Origin of the sequence: Luteimonas gilva (genome assembly GCF_005239095.1) — a bacterium.
GTDB lineage: Bacteria > Pseudomonadota > Gammaproteobacteria > Xanthomonadales > Xanthomonadaceae > Luteimonas_C > Luteimonas_C gilva.
Genome location: NZ_SZUA01000001.1, coordinates 1,519,543 through 1,544,142, shown reverse-complemented (window position 1 = coordinate 1,544,142; position 24,600 = coordinate 1,519,543). Strand labels below are relative to the sequence as shown.

Annotated in this window: 25 protein-coding genes; 8 read left to right on the top strand and 17 right to left on the bottom strand. The window is 67.8% G+C overall.

The annotated features are described in order from the left end of the window. Position 1 precedes the first annotated feature (1 nt). The 9 genes from apaG to FCE95_RS07325 form a co-directional block, all read right to left on the bottom strand. Positions 2-382, bottom strand: a complete 381-nt coding sequence (gene apaG / locus FCE95_RS07365) for a Co2+/Mg2+ efflux protein ApaG (RefSeq protein ID WP_137266281.1) — start codon at positions 380-382, stop codon at positions 2-4. Between the two features lie 35 nt (positions 383-417). Further along, positions 418-1,203, bottom strand: a complete 786-nt coding sequence (gene rsmA / locus FCE95_RS07360) for a 16S rRNA (adenine(1518)-N(6)/adenine(1519)-N(6))-dimethyltransferase RsmA (protein WP_137266280.1) — start codon at positions 1,201-1,203, stop codon at positions 418-420. Beyond that, complete coding sequence (pdxA, locus tag FCE95_RS07355; RefSeq protein ID WP_137266279.1) at positions 1,200-2,174, bottom strand: 4-hydroxythreonine-4-phosphate dehydrogenase PdxA; 975 nt, start codon at positions 2,172-2,174, stop codon at positions 1,200-1,202. Before pdxA ends, rsmA begins: the two co-directional genes overlap by 4 nt. Position 2,175: 1 nt before the next feature. Beyond that, positions 2,176-3,579, bottom strand: coding sequence for a peptidylprolyl isomerase (locus FCE95_RS07350; protein WP_137266278.1), 1,404 nt, complete (start codon positions 3,577-3,579; stop codon positions 2,176-2,178). Beyond that, the gene (gene lptD, locus FCE95_RS07345) at positions 3,576-5,948 is read right to left on the bottom strand and encodes an LPS-assembly protein LptD (RefSeq protein ID WP_137266277.1); all 2,373 of its coding nucleotides are present in this window, start codon (positions 5,946-5,948) and stop codon (positions 3,576-3,578) included. The genes FCE95_RS07350 and lptD overlap by 4 nt, the downstream gene beginning before the upstream one ends. A 203-nt stretch (positions 5,949-6,151) precedes the next feature. Next, positions 6,152-7,081, bottom strand: coding sequence for a histone deacetylase family protein (locus tag FCE95_RS07340; protein WP_137266276.1), 930 nt, complete (start codon positions 7,079-7,081; stop codon positions 6,152-6,154). Between the two features lies 1 nt (position 7,082). After that, entirely contained in the window at positions 7,083-7,298 is a 216-nt protein-coding gene (locus tag FCE95_RS07335) for a YdeI/OmpD-associated family protein (protein ID WP_137266275.1), read from the bottom strand. Positions 7,299-7,351: 53 nt separating this feature from the next. Then, on the bottom strand, positions 7,352-7,906 hold the full coding sequence (locus tag FCE95_RS07330) for a cob(I)yrinic acid a,c-diamide adenosyltransferase (protein WP_137266274.1): 555 nt from the start codon (positions 7,904-7,906) through the stop codon (positions 7,352-7,354). Positions 7,907-7,911: 5 nt separating this feature from the next. Beyond that, on the bottom strand, positions 7,912-8,511 hold the full coding sequence (locus tag FCE95_RS07325) for a hypothetical protein (protein ID WP_137266273.1): 600 nt from the start codon (positions 8,509-8,511) through the stop codon (positions 7,912-7,914). A gap of 81 nt (positions 8,512-8,592) precedes the next feature. On the opposite strand from FCE95_RS07325, the gene ubiH reads away from it, so the two are divergent. Together ubiH and FCE95_RS07315 are read left to right on the top strand one after the other, a co-directional pair. After that, positions 8,593-9,807, top strand: a complete 1,215-nt coding sequence (ubiH, locus tag FCE95_RS07320; protein WP_137266272.1) for a 2-octaprenyl-6-methoxyphenyl hydroxylase — start codon at positions 8,593-8,595, stop codon at positions 9,805-9,807. After that, on the top strand, positions 9,804-10,991 hold the full coding sequence (locus FCE95_RS07315; RefSeq protein WP_137266271.1) for a UbiH/UbiF family hydroxylase: 1,188 nt from the start codon (positions 9,804-9,806) through the stop codon (positions 10,989-10,991). Before ubiH ends, FCE95_RS07315 begins: the two co-directional genes overlap by 4 nt. A 112-nt stretch (positions 10,992-11,103) precedes the next feature. Here the strand turns inward: FCE95_RS07315 and FCE95_RS17230 are convergent, their stop codons facing one another. From FCE95_RS17230 to FCE95_RS07290, 5 genes are all read right to left on the bottom strand, one after another. Next, entirely contained in the window at positions 11,104-11,814 is a 711-nt protein-coding gene (locus tag FCE95_RS17230; protein ID WP_223266808.1) for an EF-hand domain-containing protein, read from the bottom strand. A 95-nt stretch (positions 11,815-11,909) separates the two neighbouring features. Further along, positions 11,910-12,962 carry a 23S rRNA (cytidine(2498)-2'-O)-methyltransferase RlmM gene (gene rlmM / locus FCE95_RS07305; RefSeq protein WP_137266488.1) on the bottom strand — a complete coding sequence of 351 codons (1,053 nt, stop codon included), beginning with the start codon at positions 12,960-12,962 and terminating at the stop codon, positions 11,910-11,912. 120 nt (positions 12,963-13,082) lie between these two features. After that, positions 13,083-13,658: a nucleoside deaminase gene (locus FCE95_RS07300; protein WP_137266270.1), complete on the bottom strand. Its 576-nt coding sequence runs from the start codon at positions 13,656-13,658 to the stop codon at positions 13,083-13,085. Beyond that, a complete protein-coding gene (locus tag FCE95_RS07295; protein WP_137266269.1) occupies positions 13,658-14,095 on the bottom strand; it encodes a hypothetical protein in 438 nt (145 codons plus the stop codon). Before FCE95_RS07295 ends, FCE95_RS07300 begins: the two co-directional genes overlap by 1 nt. A 4-nt stretch (positions 14,096-14,099) precedes the next feature. After that, positions 14,100-15,881, bottom strand: a complete 1,782-nt coding sequence (locus tag FCE95_RS07290; RefSeq protein WP_137266268.1) for a glutamine--tRNA ligase/YqeY domain fusion protein — start codon at positions 15,879-15,881, stop codon at positions 14,100-14,102. 232 nt (positions 15,882-16,113) lie between these two features. On the opposite strand from FCE95_RS07290, the gene FCE95_RS07285 reads away from it, so the two are divergent. The 4 genes from FCE95_RS07285 to msrA all read left to right on the top strand — a co-directional run bounded on the left by FCE95_RS07285 (position 16,114) and on the right by msrA (position 20,825). Next, positions 16,114-18,300 carry a sensor domain-containing diguanylate cyclase gene (locus FCE95_RS07285; protein WP_137266267.1) on the top strand — a complete coding sequence of 729 codons (2,187 nt, stop codon included), beginning with the start codon at positions 16,114-16,116 and terminating at the stop codon, positions 18,298-18,300. A gap of 242 nt (positions 18,301-18,542) precedes the next feature. Next, a complete protein-coding gene (locus FCE95_RS07280) occupies positions 18,543-19,199 on the top strand; it encodes a glutathione S-transferase family protein (protein ID WP_223266807.1) in 657 nt (218 codons plus the stop codon). Next, the gene (locus tag FCE95_RS07275) at positions 19,196-20,116 is read left to right on the top strand and encodes a DMT family transporter (protein ID WP_137266266.1); all 921 of its coding nucleotides are present in this window, start codon (positions 19,196-19,198) and stop codon (positions 20,114-20,116) included. Before FCE95_RS07280 ends, FCE95_RS07275 begins: the two co-directional genes overlap by 4 nt. A 52-nt stretch (positions 20,117-20,168) precedes the next feature. Then, positions 20,169-20,825 carry a peptide-methionine (S)-S-oxide reductase MsrA gene (msrA, locus tag FCE95_RS07270; protein WP_137266265.1) on the top strand — a complete coding sequence of 219 codons (657 nt, stop codon included), beginning with the start codon at positions 20,169-20,171 and terminating at the stop codon, positions 20,823-20,825. Positions 20,826-20,978: 153 nt separating this feature from the next. Here the strand turns inward: msrA and rnk are convergent, their stop codons facing one another. The 3 genes from rnk to oxyR all read right to left on the bottom strand — a co-directional run bounded on the left by rnk (position 20,979) and on the right by oxyR (position 23,165). Beyond that, positions 20,979-21,386 carry a nucleoside diphosphate kinase regulator gene (gene rnk / locus FCE95_RS07265; RefSeq protein ID WP_137266264.1) on the bottom strand — a complete coding sequence of 136 codons (408 nt, stop codon included), beginning with the start codon at positions 21,384-21,386 and terminating at the stop codon, positions 20,979-20,981. A gap of 122 nt (positions 21,387-21,508) precedes the next feature. Continuing rightward, entirely contained in the window at positions 21,509-22,081 is a 573-nt protein-coding gene (locus FCE95_RS07260; RefSeq protein WP_137266263.1) for a DJ-1/PfpI family protein, read from the bottom strand. 151 nt (positions 22,082-22,232) lie between these two features. Beyond that, positions 22,233-23,165: a DNA-binding transcriptional regulator OxyR gene (gene oxyR / locus FCE95_RS07255; protein ID WP_137266262.1), complete on the bottom strand. Its 933-nt coding sequence runs from the start codon at positions 23,163-23,165 to the stop codon at positions 22,233-22,235. 140 nt (positions 23,166-23,305) lie between these two features. Here oxyR and FCE95_RS07250 point away from each other — a divergent pair, with 140 nt between their 5' ends. Both FCE95_RS07250 and ahpD read left to right on the top strand, forming a co-directional pair. Next, positions 23,306-23,845, top strand: coding sequence for a peroxiredoxin (locus tag FCE95_RS07250; RefSeq protein WP_137266261.1), 540 nt, complete (start codon positions 23,306-23,308; stop codon positions 23,843-23,845). Positions 23,846-24,051: 206 nt separating this feature from the next. Next, positions 24,052-24,585 (top strand): alkylhydroperoxidase, AhpD family, encoded by a 534-nt coding sequence (gene ahpD, locus FCE95_RS07245; RefSeq protein WP_137266260.1) that lies wholly within the window; start codon positions 24,052-24,054, stop codon positions 24,583-24,585. Positions 24,586-24,600 lie beyond the last annotated feature (15 nt).

Here is a 24,600-nt window from a genome sequence, read left to right as displayed (position 1 = left end):
CTCAGTGCAGCGTGCGCGGCGTGGACAGGGTGAAAGCCGGGATCGGCGCGTCGAAGCGCGTGCCGTCGTCGGCCAACACGTCGTAGCTGCCGCGCATCGTGCCCAGGCTGGTTTCCAGCACCGCGCCGGAGGTGTATTGGTAGTCCTCGCCGGGCCTCAGCCAGGGTTGTTCGCCGACCACGCCTTCGCCTTGCACTTCCTCGACCTTGCCGTTGGCGTCGGTGATGATCCAATGCCGGCCCAACAGCCGCGCCGGGACCCGGCCGCTATTGCGGATGTGGATGGTGTAGGCGAATACGAAGCGGCCTTCTTCCGGCGCGGATTGGTCGTCCAGGTAGCGGGTCGCGACGTCGATGTCGAAGGCGTAATCGGCACGGTCCATGCCGACAGTGTAAGCGAGCGGCGTGAACGCGCGGGCTACGCTGCAGGCAAATTGGCCAGGCGCACGAAGCCGGCCACGTCGACCTGTTCGGCGCGCAGGCCGGGCTCGAGGCCGGCGGCCGTGATCGCGTCGGTGTCGGCGACGCCGTGCAGGGCGTTGCGCAGCGTTTTGCGGCGCTGGCCGAAGGCGGCGCGCACGATCGCGGCGAAGCGCGCGCGGTCGGCGATGCCGATCTCCGCGTCCGCGCGCGGCACCAGTCGCACCACCGCCGAATCCACCTTCGGCGGCGGCCGGAACGCGCCGGGCGGCACCTTGAACAGCGGCGTCACCCGGCAATAGGCCTGCAGCATCACGCTGAGCCGTCCGTAGACCTTGCTGCCCGGCGCGGCGGCCATGCGGTCGACGACTTCCTTCTGCAGCATGAAATGCATGTCGCGGATCGCCGCGGCGTGGGCCAGGGCATGGAACAGGATCGGCGAGGACACGTTGTAGGGCAGGTTGCCGACCAGTCGGATTCGTCGGCCGGCGGCGAGCGCGGTCAGGTCGACGTCCAGCACGTCGCCGGAGATCAGGGTCAATTCGCCGACGTCCCGCGCCGCCGCGGCGAGCGGAGCGAGCAGATCGCGGTCGAATTCGATCGCCGTCAGCGCGCCGTGCTTGGCGAGCAGCGGCAAGGTCAGCGCGCCCTGGCCGGGGCCGATTTCGACGATGGCGTCGCCCGGCCGCGGATCGACCGCCAGCACGATCTTGTCGATCACCCCGCGTTCGTGCAGGAAATGCTGGCCTAAGGCTTTCTTCGGCGGCTCGGTGAAGCCGCTCATCGCGCGCGCCTGGCCGCGATGCGCGCGCAGGTTTCCACCGCGGCGAACAGGCTGGAAGGATCGGCGCGGCCGCTGCCGGCCAAATCGAGCGCGGTGCCGTGGTCGACCGCGACGCGCGGATAGGGCAGGCCCAAGGTGAGATTGACCGCGCGTTCGAAGCCGCTGTACTTCAGCACCGGCAGGCCTTGGTCGTGGTACATCGCCAGCACCGCGTCGAAGCCGGCCAGTTTGGCGGGCAAGAAAGCGGTATCGGCGGGCAACGGGCCGATCAGCGACAAGCCTTCGGCGGCGAGCTCGGCCATGGCCGGCGCGATGGTTTCGATTTCCTCGCGGCCCAGGTGCCCGGCTTCGCCGGCATGCGGATTCAGCCCCAGCACCGCGATGCGCGGCGACTCGATGCCGAAATCGTTGCGCAGCGCGGCGTGGACGATGCGCAGCGTCGTCTTCAACCCTTCGCGGCCGATCGCATCGGCCACCGCGCGCAACGGCAAGTGCGTCGTGGCCAGCGCGACGCGGACGATGTCGTTGGCGAGCATCATCACCACCTCGCGGCCGGCCCGTTCGGCGAGCAGCTCGGTGGTGCCGGTGTAGGCGATGCCGCCGGCGTTGATCGTGGCTTTGTGCACGGGGCCGGTAACCAGGCCGTCGTAGCCGCCGCGCAGGCAGCCGTCGGCGGCGGCGGTCAGGGCGTCGATCACCGCCCGCGCATTGCTGGGATCGGGCGTGCCGAAACGGCTCGGGACCGCGTTAGGAACGGCGCGCAATGCGATGTCGCCGGGCTTTTCGGCGGCGGCGCCGGGATCGAGCAGGCGCAGCGGCAGCGACAACGCCTCGGCGGCAGCGCGCAAAGTGTCGGGATCGGCGAAAACTTCGAGTCTGGAATCCTGGCGCGGCTGTTGCGCCAGCCGCACGCAGAGCTCGGGACCGACCCCGGCCGGCTCGCCGGCGACAAGGGCGAGCCGGGGGCCCATGTCAGCGTTGGCTGGCGCTGCCCGGGTCGACCTTGGGCTTGCGCTGCGAACGCGGCACTTCCGCCGGCGGCGCTTCGGTCGGCAACGGTTGCGTCGTCTGGCCGGCGGCGGCGCCGCTGCGGATGTCGACGTAGGCATCGCCGCGCATCTCGCGCAGGAAGCGGCCGTATTCGTCTTCCAACTTGCGGCGGCCGATCGTCTCGCGCACCTGGGCGCGGCGGGTGTCGTCGGTGGTGGCGGCGGCTTGGCGCGAGGCGACGCGCTGGACCAAATTCAGGCCGGCCGAAGTGCGGAAGGGTTCGGATACCTGGCCGTCGCGCAGACCGGCGACCATGCTGCCGAAATCGGCGCCGTAGGTTTCCTGCGAGAACCAGCCCAGGTCGCCGCCCTTTTCGCGGGTGCGTTCGTCGTCCGAATTTTCCTTGGCCAGTTGGACGAAATCGGCGCCGCCGGCGAGGCGGGCGCGCAAGGTGTCGAGCTTGGCCTTGGCCTGCGCCTCGGTGGTGTCGGCATCGATGCGGATCAGGATGTTGCGCGCCTGGTACTGCGTCACCTGGCCGCCGCCCTGCGCGGCGTCGCGGGTTTCGACCAGCTTCACCAGCTGGAAGCCGCTGGGACCGCGGATCGGTCCGACCACTTGGCCCGGCTGCAGATTGCGGATCTGCTCGGCGAACGCGGTCGGGATTTCATCCTGGCTGCGCCAACCCAGGTCGCCGCCTTCCAGCGCGTTGGGGCTGTCCGAATAGCGCACGGCGGCGGCGGCGAAATCCATCTCGCCCTTGTCGAGCAGCGCCTTGACGCCGTCGATCTTCTTCTGGCCGACCGCGATCTGCTCGGCGGTGGCGCCGTCGGGCAAGGCGACCAGGATGTGGGCCAGATGGAACTGGGCGCCGGAATTGGCCTGCGCGGACATCGCCGAGGTCACTTCCGCTTCGCTGACGTTGATCCGGCCCTGCGCATAGCTCTGACGCAGGCGCTGGGTGACCATTTCGTCGCGCAGCGTGGAACGGAAATCGTTGAAGCCGATGCCTTCCGAAGTCAGCTGCTGGCGCAATTGGTCGACGCTGATGCCGTTTTGGCTGGCGACGCCGTTGACCGCTTGGTCGACTTCTTCGTCGCTGACCCGGATGCCGACCTGATCGGCGCGCGATACTTGCAAGCGCACCAGGATCAAGCGTTCCAGCACCTGCTTCTCGAGCACGTCGCGCGGCGGCAGCTGGTCCTGGCGGCTGGAGTACTGGGCCAGGATGTTGCGCACGGCGCGATCCAGTTCGCTTTGCAGGATCACGTCTTCGCCCACCACCGCGGCGATCTTGTCGATCGGTTCGGCGGTCTGGGCTTGCGCGGAGAAGGCGGCGCCGGCGAATGCGACTGCGGCCAGCAAGGACAACAAAGGTTTGTTCATGGCAGGGGATCCGGATCGGCTTTCTGGCCCGTGGTGGTGCTGGGCGGCACAAGATAGAGGTCGTCCCGGTAGTAGCCCAGGATAGCACGGCGCAAAGTACGCCTCGTATCCTGGCCCGCGGAGCCGAGACCTTTGAGTTCGATTTCGAACAACAGGCCGCTGTTGAGGTCGCCTTCGCTGTTTTCCACGTAACGCCGCGCCACCAGGCGCGCCGCCACGCAGCAGCTTTCCCATTGCACGCCGGCGATGGTCTCCAGCGGCTTCTTGTCCAGGATGGAGTAGTAGTAGCGGCCCACTACGCTCCAGGTGTCGTTGATCGGATACAGGAACGACAGGTCGACTTGTTCGAGCAAGGCGGAACGGTTGAGCTCGCTTTTCGGCAACGTGGCGTTGAAGCCCGGATTGCGGCGATAGCGATAGGCGAAGTTGATGACGCCGTCGTCTTTCAGCAGGTATTGCGCGCGCACGCTCGCCATGTTTTCGCGATGCAGCCGCGCGTCCCATTCGTAGGATGCGCCGATGTTCCAATCGTCGCTCGGCGACCAGTCGGCGTCGGCGACCCACGCGGACTTGCCCTTCTGCAGGATCGGCTCGCCCGGCAGGCCGACGCGCGAATCTTCGAAGTAGCGGATCTGTCCCAAGTTGAGCGCGAGTTTCTCGCGTCCGTCGGAACCGCGGATGAACCGGCTGCTGATCGCGGTGGTGAGCTGGTTCGCGTCGGCTTGCCGGTCCGCGCCCGAATAACGGTTGTCGCGGAACAGCTGTCCCCAGCTGAAGGTCAATCCGCCGGTGTCGAAGACCGGATACTTGGATTGATCCCGGTAAGGCACGTTCAAATAGAAGATGCGCGGCTCGAGCGTTTGCGTGTATTCCTCGCCGCGCCAGCGGAAGGCGCGATCGAAATACAGGCCGCCGTCGACGGTCAGGATGGGCAGGCTGCGGGTCAGGCGATCGTCGGTGCCGAGCTGGGACGCCAGGCCGTCGTCGAGTTGGTAGCTGGTGTAGCGCCAAGCGGCGGTGGGGCGCAGGAACCAGCTCGCGCCTTCCAGCGGCACCGAAACGTAGGGCTTCAAGTCCAGGCGCGTGCCGCCGGGGAATTCGAAGCGCTGCGAGTTGATCCTCGCATCGCCTTTCTGGAAGCGCACCGCCTCGGCTTCGACGCCGGCGGTGAACCAATTGGAAAGCGGCTGCTCCCAATTGAAGGTCGCGCCCGGCTTGCTGGAGTAGGGCAGATTCGCTTCGGTCAGCGAGGGATCCGCCACCTGGTAGTGGTTGGCGTAGATCGAGCTGGTCCAGTAGCGGCCGGTGCCGAACACGCCGGTGTAGCTGTAGGCGCTGGTGATCGAAACGCCGTTGATGCTGTTGCTGAAGTCTTCGAAATAGCGCGGATCGCTGATCCAGACGATGCCGCTGCGCGCCTGCCAGTGCTGGCTCAGGCTCTGGTAGCCGTTGTACAGGAAGAAGCCGCGGTCGCGGTCGCGCAGATCGTCGTTCGGCATGTACATGCCGGCCACGGTGCCGGCGCCGCGCGGCACCAGATAGCGGAATTCCGCGCCCAGCGAGGCGCCGCGATTGGTCATGATCCGCGGCGTCAGGGTCAGGTCGTAGTTCGGCGCCAGGTTCAGGTAGATCGGCTGCCGGTAATCGAAGCCGTTGCGGTCGGAGTTGGAGATCGACGGATACAGCAGGCCGGTCCGGCGGGTGTCGTCGATCGGGAACATGAACCAGGGTACGTACAGCACCGGGAACTTGCCGATGCGCAGCGTCGCGTTGCGCGCCACGCCCATGCCCTTGTCGGTGTCGACGTCGATCCGCGCCGCGCGCAGTTCCCAACGTTTGTCGCCGGGCGGGCAGGTGGTGTAGGTCGAATGGTTCATCCGGCCTTTGGCGCCGGCCAGTTCGATGCTGTCGGCGCCGCCGTTGCCGCGGCGTTCCACCAATTGGTAGCGCACGTCCTCGATCTTGTGCTCGTCCTTGGCCTGGTTGCCTTCGGCGCGGTCGGCGACCACGCGCATCCCGCCGTCCTGGTAGCGGACGTTGCCTTCGGCGACGTAGGTTTCGCTGTCCTCGTTGTAGGTCAGCTTGTCGGTGCCCAGGAACTGGTCGCCGCGGGTCAGCGCGACGTTGCCTTGGTATTCGACCGATTGGTCCTTGACGCCGCCCAGGCGGTCGCCTTCGATGTCGGTCTGCTGCTCGCTGCGCGGCAGCGCGACCTGGCCCGGAGCGAGCTTGGGCGGAGCGCCGGCGAAAGCGGGGATGGCGTCGTCCACCGGGCACAGCCCCCAATCCGGAACCCGGTCGGCCGCCTGCGCGGACAGCGATAGTGCGATGCCGAGGGGCAGCGGGAGCAGGCGGAAAACAGGGCGCACGCGGCGGTCCGTGGCGGAAATCGGCCGTTAGCTTGCCGTATCGCCCGCGGGCCGGCAACGCGGCCCGGGCGCAGTCGTTCAGGTGGAAGGGCGTACGGCCGGGCTGGGCTTTGTGGGAGCGGCTTGCGCCGCGAGCTCTTCGGGCTTGCGCCGCCTCTAGGGCAACGGAAAGCTCGCGGCTGAAGCTCCCACAATAGCCGGATCTAGGATTCGGCCAGCGCGCGGACGTGGGCCACGCTGCAGTCGCGCAGCGCTTCCAGGTCGTAGCCGCCTTCCAGCATCGACACGATCCTGCCGCTCGCATGGCGCTGCGCCAGCGCCGCCAATGCCTGCGTGATCCACGCATAGTCGTCTTCGACTAGGCGCAGCTGCGCCAGGGGATCGCGCCAATGTGCGTCGAAGCCGGCCGACACCAGGATCAACTGCGGGGCGAACGCGTCGAGCGCCGGCAGCAGGGTCTCGCGCCAGGCCTTGCGGAACGCCGCGCCGTCGGCGCCCGCGTGCAGCGGCGCGTTGACGATGTTGCCGGCGCCGCGTTCATCGGCGCGTCCGGTGTCGGGATACAGCGGCCACTGGTGGGAACTCAGGTACAGCACCCGCGGCTCGGCTTCGAAGATGGCCTGGGTGCCGTTGCCGTGGTGCACGTCGAAATCGACCACGGCCACACGCGCCAAGCCATGCTTGTCCAAAGCGTGGCGGGCCGCGACGGCGATCGAATTGAACAAGCAGAAACCCATCGCCGCATCGGCGGTCGCGTGATGGCCGGGCGGCCGCACCGCGCAGAACGCATTGCGCGCCTGGCCCGCCATGACCGCGTCGACCGCCGCCACGCCCGCGCCCGCCGCACGCAATGCCGCCTCCGCGGAGGCCGGAGACAGCACCGTGTCCGGATCCAGCATGACGCGGCCGTCCGGGTGCGTTTCCAGCACCATCTCCAGCAAGGCGGCGTCGTGGACGTGCAGCAGCTGGCCGCGGCTGGCGCGCGGCGCCTCGCGCCAATCCGCGTCGGCGAACGCGCCGCGCAAGCCGTCGATCACCGCGCCCAGGCGTTCGGCGCGCTCGGGATGGCCGGGGCCGGTGTCGTGCGCGAAGCAAGCGGCGTGAGTGAAGAAAACGGGCGCGTTCGCGGCCATCTCAGCGCACCGGCACGCGCCGGCGCCAAATCATGTTCATGTAGACGTCGCCGCGCGCCAGTTCGTCGAGCATCTGCGCGAGCCGCTTGGCGCGCGTGACTTCGAGCTTCGCGGCCGCGATCCAGCCCAAATAGTCGTTGCGCTGATAGTCGGGCCGGCTTTCGTAGGCGGCGGTCAATTCGCGTTGCGCCAAGGCCTCGCGCACGGGGGCCGGCATCGGGTTCGGCGCGCGAGTCGGGCGCGCTGGGACGGGTTTGATGGGCATATCGGTCAGCGCTTGCGCCGCTCGTGCTTCCACAGCACTTCGCCGTGGCCGCTCGCGCGCGCCAGCACCCGCGCCAGCACGAACAGCAGGTCGGACAGGCGGTTGAGGTAGCGGATCGCTTCCGGCCGCACCGAATCGTGGTGCGACAAAGTGACGGCCTCGCGTTCGGCTCGGCGCACCACGGTGCGGGCCAGATGGCAGCGCGCCGCCGCTTCGCCGCCGCCGGGCAGGATGAAATCCTTCAGCGGCGGCAGCGGTTCGTTGTAGCGGTCCAGATGCTGTTCCAGCGCGTCGATATCCGCATCGAAGATCGCCGCATGGCCCGGGATGCACAGCTCGCCGCCCAGGTCGAACAACTGATGCTGCACCGTGGTCAGCAACTCGCGGACGCCTTCGTCGATGTCGGCGGCCAGCAGCAGCCCGATCGCCGAATTGGCTTCGTCCACCGTACCGTAGGCGGTGACGCGGGCCGAATCCTTCGCCACCCGCGTGCCATCGCCCAGGCCGGTGCTGCCGTCGTCGCCGGTGCGGGTGTAGATCTTGCTGAGACGATTTCCCATCGCCGTCAGCGGCGCGCGGAATCCCGCGCTTCGCCGCGGCTGGCCTTGACCACCTGCTCGGAGGCCACCTGCGCGATCGCGGCCACGGCCACGAACATCGCGGTGCTGCGCAGATAGGGCAGGAACCAGTCGGTGTAGTTCTTCCACCAGCCGGCGAAACTCGGCTCGGCGACGCTGCTGCTCAGCCAGTAGAAGCTGCCCTGCGCGAGCAGATGGCAAACCGCGGTCGCGACCACGACGCTCAGCGCCAATTTGCCCAGCGCCGTCCAACTGGCGCCCTCGTAGCCGCGGCGCAGCCACAGGCCGCCCAGCCACATCGCCAGATGCGCCGGGATCAGGAACCAGTAGCCGGGCGAAACGCAGTAGTGGCTCCAGAAGCTGATGCCCTGGCTGGTGATCACGTACCAGTCGATGCCCACCGCCAGCGCCATCAGCAGCGGAAAGGCCCAGCGCGCCCAGCCGCGCAGATAGAAGCCGCCGATGAAGAACGCGGCCCACGAAGCGTCGGGCACCGGCGTGAAGTGCGAGAACACGTGGCTCCGGGTCGCCGCCATCAGCAGCACCAGCAGCGAGAGGACGATGGCGCGTTGAGCGTTGGTATTCATAGAGGGCGGACTCCGGGCACGGCGTGCAGGTCAGGCGCCCATTCTAGCGAACCGGGCCCGCTGCGGCCTTATCATGGTGCGATGAAGGCGAAACACGACGTGATCATCGTCGGCGGCGGCCTGGTCGGCGCCAGCCTGGCGATCGCGCTGGACCGGCTGGGACTGGATACGGCACTGGTGGAGGCTACGCCCGCCGGCGTCATGCCGGCGGTGTTCGATCAGCGCAACCTCAGCTTCGCCGCGGCCACGGTGCGCGCGCTGACCGCGCTGGGCGTCATGCAGAAGCTAGCCGCGCCGACCGGACCGATCCGCCGGATCCAGGTCAGCCGCCGCGGCGATTTCGGCCGCGTCCGGCTGCAGGCCGGCGATTACGGCCGCGACGAGTTCGGGCAGGTGGTGGTGGCCAGCGATTTCGGCAAGGCGCTGGAAAGCCGGCTCGACGAGTTGCGCCATTTCACCCGTTACCGGCCCGCGCGCTTCCTCGGTATCGAAGCCGAAGCCGATGGCCGGCGCGGCATCAGGATCGCCGAGGGCGACACCGAAAAGACTGTCGACGCGAAGTTGATCGTCGCCGCCGACGGCACCCGCAGCGGCCTGCGCGCCGCGCTCGGCATCGGTCACGACGAACGCGATTACGGGCAGACGCTGTTCGTGGCGCGCCTGCGCGCCGAACGCGCGCCCGACGGCACCGCCTACGAACGCTTCGGCGACGACGGCCCGACCGCGCTGCTGCCGCGCGGCGACGGCCACTTCGGCGTGGTCCACGCGGTCGCGCGCGAACAAGCCGACGCCGTCGCCGCGCTCGACGACGCGGCTTGGCTCGACCGTCTGCAAAACGCGCTGGGCTGGCGCATCGGCAAGCTGCTGGCGAGCGGGCCGCGCAGCGTCTATCCGGCGATCGGCGTGATCGCGAATTCGACCACCGCGCCGCGCGCGGCGCTGGTCGGCAATGCCGCGCAGACGTTGCATCCGATCGGCGCACAGGGATTCAACCTGGGCTTGCGCGATGCGTTGACCTTGGCCGAATTGATCCAAGCGCGGATCGCGCGCGACGGCGCCGCCGATCCGGGCGCCGCCGATCTGCTGGCCGCTTATGCGGCGCGCCGTCGCGAAGACCGCGAGCGCACGCTTGGTTTTTCCGACGGTTTGGCCCGGTTGACGGCGAATCCCGCGCCTTGGCTGCGTCCTTTGCGCAGCCTCGGTTTCTTGGCCTTGGATCGGGTGCCTTCGATGCAGGGTTTCCTGGTCGGCGGCGCGATGGGTTTCCGCAGCGAAGTGCCGGAGCTGTGCCGATGAACGCGCGTCGCGGCCGCTTGAATGCCGCCGTGGTCGGCGGCGGCGCAGTCGGCGCGGCTTGCGCGCTGGCGCTCGCCGATTTGGGTTTGGAAGTCGCCTTGATCGAAGCGCAGGCGCCGCCGCCCTGGCGAGCGGATCGTCCGGATCTGCGCGTCTACGCCTTCGCGCCGGACAACGCGGCCCTGTTGCAGCGGCTGGGCGTATGGCCGCGGGTGCTTGCGGCGCGCGCGCAGCCCTACCGGCGCATGCGCGTGTGGGACGCGGCCGGCGGCGGCGAGTTGGCGTTCGACGCCGACGCCTTCGGCCGCGGCGAACTCGGCTGGATCGTCGAGCACGGTCTGCTGGTCGACAAATTGTGGGCGGCCTTGTCGGCTGCCGGCGTGCGCGTTTGCTGTCCGGCAAAAGTGGAAGCGTTGGAGCAGCTCGACGACGGCGTGCGCCTGCGGTTAGACGACGGCACCCGCGTCGAGGCGGATTTGGCGATCGCCGCCGACGGCGCCGAGTCCAGCGTGCGCGGCCTGGCGGGATTGGGTGTGGATGCGCACAGCTATGCGCAGCGCGGCGTCGTCGCTTACGTGCGCACCGAGCGTCCGCACGAAAACACGGCTTGGCAGCGTTTCTTGCCGAGCGGGCCGCTGGCCTTCCTGCCTTGCGCGGACGGAACGAGTTCGATCGTGTGGACGCTGCCCGAAGCCGAGGCCGCGCGGATGACGGCGATGGACGACGAGGCGTTCGGAGCGGCATTGACCGCGGCGTTCGGCGCGCGGCTCGGCCAGACGGTTCCGCTCACCCAGCGCGTGGCGTTTCCGCTGCGCCGCCAGCTCGTACGCGATTACGCGGTCGGCCGCGTCGCGGTGATCGGCGATGCCGCGCATGTGGTGCATCCGTTGGCGGGGCAGGGCGTGAATCTTGGGTTGCGCGACGTTACTGCCTTGTGCGACGCCTTCGAACAGGCGAAGCCGCGCCGCGCCGAGGCTTTGTCCCCGCAACGCCTGGCGCGCTGGGCGCGCGAGCGCAAGAGCGAGAATGCGGCGGCCGCTTACGCCTTCGACGGGATCAACCGCGTATTTTCGAACGACGGCGTCGCCGCGACGCTGTTGCGCGGGCATCTATTGGGCATTGCTGGACGCATGCCTATGGTCTCGCATGGGTTGTGGCGTCGGGCGGCGGGGTTGTCGGCGTAGGGTGGGCCTTGGCCCACCATCGCCATTTTCCATCTGAGGCAAGCAACTAACGAAGCGCTATCGACGGTTTCTATCAGACCGGCGACATCGCGCCGGTGGGCCAAGGCCCACCCTACATCCAGCCTTTCAACTCATCCTTGCTCAACCGGCCGTTGTTGTTGACGTCCACGGCGCGGAATTCCTGAGTCAGCGTCGCGTTCGAACTGGCTTCGGCGCGGCTGAGGCTGCCGTCGTGGTTCTTGTCCATCGCGGCGAAGTCGATTTTGTATTCGCCGACCACCGAGTCCGGCGGCAGCGAATGCACGGTGACCGGCGCCTGCGGAGGCGGCGCGGTTTGCGCGGGCGGAGGCGGCGGTGCGGCTGCGGCGTCTTGCGCATTCTGCGCGGCGGCCTGCGCCTGCATCGCCGCTTCGCCCGCCGTCGTGCTAGCGGCGCCTGCGATGGCCTTGGACGCTTCGGCGACTTCCGACGCTTGCTTGCTTTGCGCAGCGCCTCGGCCCGTTTCGTCGAACGCATTGTTGGCGGTCGCCGCGGCGCCGCCGGCGATGCTGGCCGCGGCGTTCGCCGCCGCGGCATGGTCTACGGCTGCGGAAGCGTTCGCCGCTGCTGCCGCGCTGGCCGGTTGCGTGGCGCTGGCGTTCGTCGCCGCTTGCGCGGCGATCTGCGCGCTTTGCGCATTGGCGCTGGCTTGCTGCGCGCTCTCGGCCGCGGTCTTGCTGTCGCGTTGCGCCTGCTGCTGTTCCGCGGTCTGCGCGAACGCAGGCGCGGAGAAACCGAAGACCGTCGCCAGCGCGATCGAAATTGCACTGAACTTGCGCGTCATGTCGGATACCTCGCTTGGGAGACGCTGCGAACGTATTCCCGCCCGGATCAACCTCGCGTCAATCGCATGCGCTCAGGCTGAATGGAGGGCAACGTTCAGCCTGGGCCGGCCGGCGAGGCGAAAACGGTGATCTCTTCGCGGTCGTGGTAGAGCTGGCGCGCGCGTACCGTCAACGGTCGTTGCGCGGCGTGCGCGAAATCCGACAGGCAAGTTCGAGTTTCCGCCCATCGCTTCTTCATCGGCAATTTCAAATTGAAGATAGCGTGACGGCACCAGCCGCGGGCGAACCATTCGGCCATGCGCGCGGCGACGCGCTTGGGCTGTTCGACCATGTCGCAGACCATCCAATCCAGCGGCTGCTGCGGCTGCCAGGCGAAACCGTCCGCCCGCAGATGTTCGACCAAGCCGCTGTCGAGCAGATGCGGGCGCAGCGGCCCGTTGTCGATCGCCACGACATGCAAGCCCTGCCGCGTCAGCACCCAGGTCCAACCGCCCGGCGCTGCGCCCAGATCCGCGGCGCGCATGCCGGGACGCAGCAGGCGCGCGCGTTCGTCGGCGTCGAGCAGGCAGAGCAGGGCTTCTTCCAGTTTGAGCGCAGAACGCGACGGCGCGTCCGCGTGCATGCGCAACCGCGGCACGCCGAGCGGCCAGGGGGAACTGTCGCTCGGATCGGAAATCGCGAGGAAAGCATGGTCGCCGGCGACGAAGCACACGTGCAGACGCTGCAGCGCAGCGTCGTCGGCCGCGCTGAGCAGGCGGGCCTTGCGCAACGCCGGCCGCAACGCATTGCCGAAGCTGCGCGCCAGTCCCGAGAGCGGTTTGGATTCGTCACTGTCGGGATGCTCGACGACCAGCGCGCCGAAGCGGCGGTCGGAAGGCAGCGTGGCCAGCATCGGCGCGATCCGGTCGCTCGGATCCAGGCCGCGCAATTCGGCGATCAGCCGCAGCTTCTGCCGCGCGAAGATCAACTCGCGCCAGGGTAGGGCTTGCGACAAACGATCGGCCTCGTCGTCCGCGAATACGACGTAGCCGCTGCCGCGTTCGGCGCGCGCGAAACCGGCATGGCCGGCCTGCGCGGCGCGTTCGGTGAGTTCCGCGGCCAGTTCGGGTTCGAAGCCGGCGCGGCAATAGCACAATAAACCGTTCATCCGCGTCGCTGCCGTCATTTGGCTGTTTGTGGGAGCGGCTGAAGCCGCGAGCTCTTCGAGATTGCGACGATCTTGCAAAAGCTCGCGGCTGAAGCCGCTCCCACAAAATCGTTTAGAAATTCAGTAACGCCGGCCGCCGAGCTGTCCGTAGGCCCGCAGCACATCGCATGCTGCCTCGCGCTTCAGGTCGCGCGCCACTTCGATGCCGCGCGCCTGCAGCTCGCCGATCCAGTCCGCCGGCAGCGGGCCTTCGTCGAATTCGGTCAAGGCCATCACGTCTTCGCTGCGCGCGCCGATCAGCAAGCGGTCGATGCCGGCCCAGATGGTCGCGCCGTAGCATTGGCAGCAGGGCTGCGAAGAGGTCGCCAAGGTGTAGCGCCCGTCGGGTTCGCCTGCTTCGTTGCGGTTGAGCCGGGCGCGTTGCAGGCGTTGCTGCGCCAGCATGTAAGCCATGTTCTCGGCGTGCGCCAGCGACGTGCTTTGCGGCAGCACCACGTTGACGCCGGCCGCGACCACGCGATCGCCGGGGCCGAAAACCACCGCGCCGAACGGGCCGCCGGTGCCGGCTTCGATGTTCGAGCGCGACAGTTCGACCGCCAGCGCGACTTTGTCTTCGTCCGCGGCGTAAACGCGGCCCGTATCCACCGCATCGTGGACCCAGGCCGGCAAGGTGAGGTGGACCTGCGCGTACAGCATCACTCTTCCACCGGCGGCGCGGGCGCGGGGTCGATGCTCGGATCGATCGCCGGCGCGATCGCCACGCAGTGCCCGCGCGCGCACTTGCAGCCTTCGATCGCCGGGAAACCGCACACCGCCATGCTGCCGCCGCGCTGGCAGTCCTCTTGCACTTTCGCCGGATCGATCTTGGCGTCGACGCTGACGCAGGACGGCATCGCGCCGCAGCAATTGCGCACGTCCTTCACCACGCAATCGGCGTCGGTGCGGCAGCTGCGGTCGATGTCGGCGCGGGCGCGTTCGGCCGGCAACGGGCCGCCGGTGGTCGGTCGCGGTTTGACGGGCGCCGGTGCGGCGGATTGCGCCTCGTCCGTAGCGGCGGAAGTGGGCGGCGCGGTGCAGGCCGCGACGGCTGCCGCCAAGCAGGCGGCGAGGAAGCAGCGAATGGCGTAGCGCATCCGATTACCCTCCGTTCTGGCTCCACGCGTCGCGCAGCGTCACGCTGCGATTGAACACCGGCGCGTCGGGCGCGTGATCGCGGCGGTCGGCGACGAAATAACCCAAGCGTTCGAACTGGAACGAAGTCTCCGGCGCCGCGGTGGCGGCCGCGGGCTCGACCCAGCCGCGCACGACGCTGCGCGAAGCCGGATTGAGATGGTCGCGATAGCTCTTGCCTTCGGATTCGTCGTCCGGATCGGCGACCGCGAACAGACGGTCGTACAGGCGGATCTCGGCGGGCACCGCATGCGGCGCGCTGACCCAATGGATCGTGCCCTTGATCTTGCGGTCGGCGCCGGTCATGCCCGGCCGCGATTCCAGATCCAGCGTGCCGCGCAATTCGACGATCTCGCCGGCTGCGTTCTTGATCACCTCGTCGCAGCGGGCGATGCCGGCGCCGCGCAGGCGCACTTCGCCGCCGGGCACCAGCCGCTTCCAGCCCTTCGGCGGCGCTTCGGCGAAGTCCTCGCGCTCGATCCACAACTCGCGCGAGAACGGCACCACGCGGTGGCCCATCGCTTCGTCCTTGGGATGGTTGGGGAACGACAGCGTTTCGGCGTGCCCTTCCGGCAGATTGGTCAGCACGAACTTGAGCGGATCGACCACCGCCATGCGCCGCGGCGCGTGCGCGTCCAGGTCGTCGCGCAGGCAGCCTTCCAGCACGCCGAAATCGATCACCGAATTCTGCTTGCTGATCCCGACCCGGTCGATCAGCAGGCGCAGCGACGCCGGCGTGTAGCCGCGCCGGCGCAGGCCCTGCAGCGTGTACATGCGCGGATCGTCCCAACCCTCGACCAGGCCGTCGTTGACCAGCGCCACCAGCTTGCGCTTGCTCATCACCGTGTAGCTGATGTTCAAGCGCGAGAATTCGATCTGGCGCGGCTTGGCCGCCTGGTTCGGCAGGCCGCGGTCCAGCAGCGGCTGCAGCAGTTCGGGCGAATGCGCCAAGTCGACCTTGTCCACGCACCAGTCGTACAGCGGCCGGTGGTCTTCGAATTCCAGAGTGCACAGCGAATGGGTGATGCCTTCGACCGCATCGCTCAACGCGTGGGCGAAGTCGTACATCGGATAGATCGGCCAATCGTCGCCGGTGTTCTGGTGCGCCACTTTCTTGATCCGGTACAGGGCCGGATCGCGCAGGTTGATGTTGCCGCTGGCCATGTCGATCTTGGCGCGCAGGGTGCGCGCGCCGTCGGCGAATTCGCCTGCGCGCATGCGCGCGAACAGGTCCAGGTTCTCTTCGACGCTGCGCTCGCGGAACGGCGAATGGCGGCCCGGCTCTGTCAGCGTGCCGCGGTATTCGCGCACCTGTTCGGCGCTGAGGTCGCAGACGAAGGCGTCGCCCTGGCGGATCAGCTTTTCGGCGGCGCGGTACAGCACCTCGAAATAGTCCGAAGCGTGGCGCAGCTCGGCCCATTCGAAGCCCAGCCAGCGCACGTCGTCCTCGATGGCGCGGACGAATTCGGGGTCTTCCTTGGCCGGGTTGGTGTCGTCGAAGCGCAGGTTGCAGACCCCGCCGAACTCGCTGGCGATGCCGAAATTCAGGCAGATGGCCTTGGCATGGCCGATGTGCAGGTAGCCGTTGGGCTCGGGCGGGAAGCGGGTTTTGGGCGCCTTGTGCCGTCCCTGGGCCAGGTCGTCGCGGACGATTTGGCGGATGAAGTCCTGTTTGCCCACGGCCGGGCCGGGTTCGGTATGCTTGTCCGGCGTGATGGCCGTCACGTTTTTGGAGGTCGAAGCGGGCATGTCAGGCGGGGCCGAGGTGGGGCAACAGTCTACCGGCCCGGATTGCGTTCGTCGCCGCCGATAAGGCCCGATTCTTGCATTCGTGGTCGTTGGTCGGGGTGTCCGCCCGATCGGCGCCGGAATCACAGGGGGGCGCCACCATGAAGGTGGTGTTTGAAACCGGGCCTTGCGGCGAAGCGATATCGCCGTTCGGCGCGAGGGACCAGAGCGGGGGCGCGCGGCGGTGACGTCGTTGCGTTCTTCGCACCACGAATGGCTGTTCGCCGCCGGGCTGCTGGTGCTCGCCGCGGTGTGCGCGGCCAGCGTGCTGGCGGCTTCGTTCCGGACCGAGCGCGACATCCAGGTGCATGTCGTGCCCCTCGCCGGCCAGGACGCGAGGCTCACCGCCGCCGGCGGCGGTTGGCGAGTCGACGGCGGCTCGCGGCCGCAATCGGCGCGCCTGCATTTCGTTTTGCCCGACCAAGCCGTACCCGGCCAGCGCTGGGTGCTGGCGTTCAACCGCGACATCGTCGAAGAGATTTCGGTCGGCAACGGCGTTTGGCGCAGTCCGGTGCGGCGTTTCTTCGCGCCGGGCGAGGACGAAGGCGCGATTCCGTCCTTGTTCCTGTTCCCGCTGCCCGAAGACTGGCGCGGGCCGGTCGTGCTGGATGTGACGATGCACTCGCCCGTCGGCAACGTAATGCGGCCGCGGGTGTTGCGCGACTTCACCGCGACCCGGATCGAGCAGCGCACCATCGCCATGGCCGCTTCGGTCTACGCCAGCTTGTTCATGCTGGCGCTGGTGATGCTGGCGCTGTTCTACGCAGCGCACGACCGCGTGTTCTTGGCTTATTTCGGCTTCGCGCTGAGCGCCTTGCTCATGCTCGCCGCGTTGAACGGGCATTTGTACCTGCTGCCCGGCTTCCGCGCGCTGGCGCCGTGGCGCGAGCAAGGCGTGGCGGCGCTGACCATGATCTTCTGCGCCGCCGCGGTGCAGATCTATCTGCGCTACGCCGATCTGCGCACGCTTTCGCCGCGTGCGGCGCGAGCGGCCAACGCGCTGTGCGCGACGCTACTGGGGATCGCCGGCCTGTGCCTGCTCGGCCTGGATGCCCTGCGCGGCGCGATGCAGACCGCGTCGATGCTCGGCCGGCTGGCCGCCAGCTTCGGCTGCATCGCGATCAGCGTCGACGCCGCGCGGCGCAAACTGCCGATGGCCTGGCCGATCGCGGCGATGAGCGTGCTGACCGGTGTGGCCGCGATCGTCGCCGAGTTGCTGTCGCGAGGCTATTTCGACGATATGTGGTGGACCGGGCGCGGTTATCAGGTGGCGCTGGTCGCTTGCGCGGCGCTGCTGGCGATCGGCTTGGCCGCGCGCGTCGGCGACTACCGGTCGCAGCGCGACCGCGCCAAGCTGGCGCACGAGGATTCCGACCGGCGCGCCGCGCGCGAGGCCGCGCGGTTGGCGCTGGCCGAAGGCTTGCAAGCGCAATTGAAGACGCTCGCCGCGGGCGATCTGGAATGGACGGCCTATCGCCGCGTGCTGGACCAGCTGCAAGCCATCCTCGGCCTGGATGCGGCGGCGGTGGCCGTATTCGGCGCGGACGACCAGACGTTCCTGGTCGCCGAACCGGTCGAGCGCAAACCGTATTTCGCGCGCATCGTCGCCCAGCGGCAAAGCGTGCTGAAAGGCTTGGCGCGCACGCGCGCGCCGCTGCAAGTGTCGCTGGACGATCCCGCCGCGCCGGCCCAGCCCGGGCCGGTGCCGGCGGTGGTGCCGCTGCCGCTGCGTTCGCCGCAATGGGGCGTGATGATTCTGGAGCGCGCGCGGGGCGAAGGCTTCACCACCGACGAACTGTCGCTGGCCGGCGAGTTCGGCCGCCTGGCCGTGCAGGCGCTGGAGCAGGCGCACGCCGCGATCCGCCTGCGCCGTTCCGCCGAAATGGACGCGCTGACCGGCGCGCTGAACCGCCGCACGCTGGACCAGTGGCTGACCCGCAGCTTCGCCGAGGCGCACCGCGGCAACAAGGAACTGTCGATCCTGTTCGTCGATTTGGACAACTTCAAGTCGATCAACGACACCCATGGCCACGCCGCGGGCGACCATTGCTTGCGGCGCGTGTCGGGCGCGCTGCACGGCGTGATCGATGGCCAGGACCTGCTCGCGCGCTACGGCGGCGAAGAATTCCTGGTGGCCTCGCCCGGCGCCAATGCCGATCTCGCCCGCCAGCTCGGCGAGCGCATCCGCGCCGCGGTGGAAGATCTGCCCGTGGAATGGAGCGGGCATGCGCTCAAGCTGACCGCCAGCGTCGGCGTGGCTTCGCGCTGGCCGCACGAGCACACGCCCAACGAAACCATCGAACGCGCCGACAAGGCGCTGTACGCCGCCAAGCGCGGCGGACGCAACCGGGTGAGCGTGGCGCCGGCGGTGTTCGTTTGAGGGTTGCTCCCTCTCCCGCTTGCGGGAGAGGGCTGGGGTGAGCGCGCGGGCTATCCGATTGCGTCAAACCATACTTTCCCGATGGTCAGTCTTTAAAAGCATCGGAAACGACTGTTCGCGGCGATCTCCCTGCTGCGCGCGCCCTCACCAACCCTCTCCCGCAAGCGGGAGAGGGCTATACGGCGCGACGGGGTTTGTCCGCGCGAGTTTAAGATGGGCAGGTCTCCCTATCGGTCCGACCTGTGCTCACTTTGGTCATCGGCAACAAGAACTATTCGTCGTGGTCGCTGCGGCCGTGGCTGTTGATGCGCCATTTCGGCGTTCCTTTCCGAGAACACGGCCTGCTGCTCGATACGCCCGAATTCGAGCGCGAAATCGGGCGCTGGTCGCCAGGCCGCACCGTGCCCGCGCTGCACGATGAGGATGGTGTAGTCGCCTGGGATTCGCTGGCGATCTGCGAATACGTCAACGACCATTACCTGGACGGCCGCGGCTGGCCGCGCGATCCGCGCGCCCGCGCGCATGCGCGTTCAGCGGCGGGCGAGATGCATTCCGGCTTCGTCGCGCTGCGCAAGCAGCTGCCGATGAACCTGCGCCGCCGGCCCGACGCCTACCGCTGGAACGCCGACGCCGACCGCAACATCGCCCGCATCCAGGCGCTGTGGCGCGAGCTGCGCGAGGCGCACGGCGCGGGCGGGCCTTTCCTGTGCGGCGAATTCGGCATCGTCGATGCGATGTTCGCGCCGGTGATGGTGCGTTTCGACGGCTACGGCGTCGAGACCGACGACAACGCGCGCGCCTGGTGCGACGCGTTGCGCGCGCTGCCGGCCTTCGTCGAATGGCGCGACGCGGCGCTGGCGGAAACGGTGCGCTTGCCCGCAACGGACGACATCCGATGACCGCCGCCCACAGCAACCGCGCCGCGCTGTTGTCGATGCTGGCCGGCGCGGCGCTGATCGGCACCAACGGATTGATGGTGCGCTTCGCGCAGACGCCGCCGACCGTGTCCGCGTTCTACCGGATGTTGATCGCCGGCGTATTCCTGACTTTGCTGCTGCGCCTGCGCGGACGCTGGCAAAAGCTGCCGCGCGGGGTATGGCTGCTGGCGCTGTTGCCCGCGGTGGCGTTCGCGACCGATTTGTGGCTCTGGCATCGCAGCATCCTGCTGATCGGGCCGGGCTTGTCGACGCTGCTGGCGAATTCGCAGGTGTTCTTCATGGCGCTGGCGGGCATGCTGCTTTACCGCGAGCGCATCGGGCCGCGTTTCATGGCCGGCATCGTGCTGGCCTTCCTCGGCCTGTGGCTGCTGCTGGGCGGCGAATGGAGCAAATTGCCGGCCGAATACCGCTGGGGCGTGTGGCTGGCGTTGGGCACGGGCATTTGCTACGCGATCTACAACATCAGCTTGCGCAACGCGCAGCAGCGGGCCGCGCAGGACCGCGAAGGGCGGCCGCCGGTAGAGCAGGTATTAGCGATCGTCTCGCTCGGCACCGCCGTTTTCCTGGGCCTGGCCGTGGCCGGCGAGGGCGCTTCCTTCGCCATCCCATCGTGGTGGTCGCTGGGCGTGCTGCTGACTTTGGCCCTGATCGGCCACTGCCTGAGCTGGGTGCTGATTTCGCGCGCGATGCCGCAGTTGAGCGTGGCGCTGATCGGCCTGCTGTTGCTGGTGCAGCCGATCGTCGCGTTCCTGCTGGACGTGGGCCTGCTGGGCCGCGCCACGACGCCGCGCGAATGGGCCGGCGTCGCGGTCAGCCTGGCCGGCATTTTCGTCGCCGGCCTCAAAGGACGCACGCGTTTGCCCGAACAACCGACTTGAACCGGGCCCGCCGAGGCCGCAAATAGTGGGCAGGCCAAAGCGGAGCAGCGTCATGTTGGGAATCGGAGTCTACAAGCAGCGCATGGTCGATCCGTCGAAGGCCCTGCGCGGCCGCGACACGCCGATCCGCATCGGCAATGCGCACCACGTCCACGGCCGCCCCATCGCCGGCGATTTCGCCGGCCTGCAAAAAGTGCAGTTCGGCATGGGCTGCTTCTGGGGCGCCGAACGCAAATTCTGGTCGCTGTCCGGCGTGGAGACCACGGCGGTCGGCTATGCCGGCGGCTACACGCCGAATCCGACTTACGAAGAAGTGTGTTCGGGGGAGACCGGGCACGCCGAAGTCGTGCTGGTGGCGTACGACGCGAACAAGATCGCGTTCGAAAGCCTGCTCAAGACGTTCTGGGAAAACCACGACCCGACCCAGGGCATGCGCCAAGGCAACGATGCGGGCACTCAGTACCGTTCCGCGATCTACTGCTACGACCAGGCGCAGTACGAAGCGGCCATCGCGAGCCGCGATCTATATCAACAGAAATTGCGCGAAGCCGGTTACGGCGACATCACCACCGAAATCGCGTATCCGGCGCCGGAGTTCTATTACGCCGAGGACTACCATCAGCAATACCTGTCGAAGAATCCGGCCGGCTATTGCGGCTTGGGCGGGACCAGCGTGAGTTGCCCGATCGGGTTGGGCGCTCAAGCCTAATGCCTTGGCTTGTGCAGAGCGGAGCTTGCTCCGCTGCCGTTGCTTTGTAGAGCGGCTTGCCCGCTGCTTTGATCTTGTCGACGAACAGCAAAGCAGCGGAGCAAGCTCCGCTCTACACGAGCGAAAGCGGTCGCTGCGCCCTTTGCCGCCGGATCAGCGGTGGTATTCGCCCGCGGCTTCCGGTTGGTAATGGACCGCCAGCACTTGCAAGCGGGCCTGCCGCCCGCCGGGCATCGGCCAATCGATCGTCTGGCCGACGCGCAGGCCCAAGAGGGCGGTCCCGACAGGCGCCAAGATCGATACCCGATCCGTTTCGCCGTGCGCGTCGCGCGGGTAAACCAAGGTCATCTCGCGTTCTTCCCCGCTTTCGTCGCGGAAGCGGGCGGTGGAGTTCATCGTGATCACGTCGGCGGGCATCGCCTGCGGCTCGACGATATGCGCGCGCGCGAGTTCTTCGCGCAACGCCGACGCGTTCGACGCTTGCGCGAGCGGTCGTTCCAGCAATTCTTCGATGCGTTCGCAATCCAGGCGCGAAACGAGCAGATCGGGTGCGGTGTTCATGCGTCGAGTCCTCCAAAGCAGCGCGGGCGGCGCGTGGTGCGCGCCGCCCGCAGCGATCGGGTTGTCCGGCACACCCTAGCCCGGCGGCGATGCCGCTTCAAGTCCGTCGACAGGAATCCGCATCAAGCGAACTCGCGGGCGAAGGACGCGCGCACTTCTTCGATCATGGCTTGCCGCTCGGGCGCGAGGATGCGCAAGCATTCGACCGCGAAGCCGATCGGCCCCATGCCCGATGCGCTGACGACCAGGCCGTCGCTGACGCAGGGGCGGTCGACGTAATGTCCGCCGCCGCCGTAATTCGGCGCGTTATCCTTCAGGAATTGCAGGCTGTTGCTGGTGTGCGGCCTGTCTTCGAGCAAACCCGCGGTCGCCAGCGCCACCGTCGCGCCGCAGATCGCCGCCACCGGCTTGCCGGCGGCGACGCGAGTCTTGATGCCTTCCAAAATCGCGGGCGGAATCCGTTCGCGCCACGCATCGCTGCCGGGCAGGATCCACAGATCCGCTTCGGTCGGCGCGAGATCGGCCAATTTGCGCTGCGGCAATATCGTGACGCCGCCGATCGATACGATCGGTTGCCCGTCCTCGGTCGCGGTGATCACGTTCATACCGAACCATTCGCGCACCGCGGCCAGCACCGGGCCCATTTCCCAGTCGGCGGGGCCGTCGACCATCACTACGGCGACTGTCTTGGTCATGTTGCGCGCTCCTGAATTTGCAGGCCCGAGTGTACGCGGCGCATCCGTTTTTTGTGGGAGCGGCTTTAGCCGCGAGCTCTTGCTCAGGTCGCAGCGGCATGCGGGAAGAGCTCGCGGCTAAAGCCGCTCCCACAATTGAAAGAGACGGCGCTCAGGCGCGCTTTTCCGCCACCAAATCTGCCCGCGGCGTGAACAATTCCGCCGGCAATTCGCGGAATACTTCCGCCAAGTTCCGCAGGAATTCGTGCATCGCCGAACTCTTGCGCCAGACCAGGGCGATCCGCCGGCTGGGCTGCGAATCGTGGAAGCCGAGCAGATGGATGGTCTCCGAACGCGCCACCGGCGGCTTGATCGCCAGCGTCGGCAGCAAAGTCACGCCGACGTCGGCGGCCACCATCTGACGCAGCGTTTCCAGGCTGGTGGCCTGGAAGCCGGACTTCTCGCTGGCGCCGGACATCTGGCACACGTCCAGGGCTTGATCGCGCATGCAATGGCCGTCTTCGAGCAGCAACAGGCGCTGGTCGGCCAGTTCCTTCAGCGCCAAGCTGCTGCGCTTGGCCAGCGGATGATGCTCGGGCACCGCCAGCAGGAACGGTTCCTCGAACAGGAATTCGGTATGCAACTGCTCGTCGTGCACCGGCAGCGCCAGCAGGCCGGCGTCGAGCTTGCCTTCGCGCAGGCGCGACAGCAGCACGTCGCTTTTTTCTTCGACCAGCAGCAATTCCAGCTTCGGAAAACGCTTGCGGATCCGCGGCACGACGTGCGGCAGCAGATACGGGCCGAGAGTGGGGAACACGCCCAGGCGGATCGTGCCGGCTTCGGGATCCTGGCTGCGCCGCGCCGATTCCTTCATCTGTTCGACTTCGGCGACGATCCGGCGCGCGCGATCGGCGATGTCGCGTCCGGCCGGCGTCAGCATCGCCTGGCGCGGCGCGCGTTCGATCAGCGTCACGCCCAGTTCTTCCTCCAGCTTGCGCACCTGGGTGGACAGGGTCGGCTGGCTGACGAAGCACGCCTCCGCGGCCCGGCCGAAATGCTTGTGGTCGGCGAGGGCGACGAAATAGCGGAGGTCGCGCAGGTTCATGATTGCGATAGCTTACACCTATCGGTATCATATGAACAATCGGCTTGATGAATCGATGTTGCGGCGCAATAATGTGTCCATCGAGCCGCAGGACACCGCCGGCTTTCCGTTTTACCCCTCACCACCTCAGGAGCGATCACATGCTGACCGTTGGCGACAAGCTGCCCACCTTCAAGTTGAAGGCCACCGTTTCCACCGACCTCAACAACGCCTTCGCCGATATCGACAACGATACCTACAAGGGCAAGTGGCTGGTCCTGTTCTTCTATCCGAAGGATTTCACCTTCGTCTGCCCGACCGAGATCGCCGGTTTCGCCGCGCACAACCAGGCCTTCCTGGACCGCGACGCGCAACTGCTCACCGGCAGCACCGACAGCGAGTTCGTGCACCACGCCTGGCGCACGCACCACAAGGATCTGGCCAATCTGCCGTTCCCGATGCTGGCCGACATCAAGCGCGAGTTCACCAGCGCGCTCGGCATCCTCGACAAGAACGAAGGCGTGGCGCAGCGCGCGACCTTCATCGTCGATCCGGACGGCGTCATCCGCTTCGTGTACGTGACCGACCTGTCGGTCGGCCGCAGCCCGGAAGAAGTGCTGCGCGTGCTCGACGCGCTGCAGACCGACGAGCTGTGCCCGTGCAACTGGAAGCAGGGCGACGACACCCTCAAGGCCGCCTGATTCCGGCCTTCGTTTAGGTTCCGCCGCGTTCCCCCCTCCCTCGCGTCGGCGGAATCCCGAAGGCGGCCTGATGGCCGCCTTCGTTTTTTATGTTCTTTTGTGGGAGCGGCTTTAGCCGCGAGCTCTTTCCCGCACGCCGCCGCGATTTGACGCGAAGAGCTCGCGGCTAAAGCCGCTCCCACAAGATAAGAGACAGGATGACGAACATGAGCCTTTCCGACCTGCGCAACCAACTCCCCGATTACGCCAAGGACCTCAAGCTCAACCTGGACAGCGTGCTGTCCGGTCCGGGCTCGCCCGGCATCGACGCCAAGCAGATCCGCGTCGTCGCGCTGGCCTGCGCCATCGCCTCGCGCCATGCGCCGCTGGTGCGCGCGATCGAAACCTTCGCCGCCGAGCAGCTGTCGCCCGAGGAAATCTCCGGCGCCAAGGCCGCCGCCGCGATCATGGCGATGAACAACATCTACTACCGCGCCACCCACCTCATCCATAACGACGAGTACGGCCAGTTGCGCGCCGGCTTGCGCATGAACGTCATGGGCAACCCGGGCGTGGACAAGGTCACTTTCGAACTCGCCTCGCTGGCGGTGTCGGCGATCAACGGCTGCGGCGCGTGCCTGGATTCGCACGAGCGCACGCTGCGCCAGCACGACGTGAGCGCGCAGGGCGTGCAGAGCGCGCTGAAGATCGCGGCGGTGATCCACGCGGTCGCCGTGACGCTGGAGCAGTGCGCGGACTAAGCTAAGTCCGCGTTT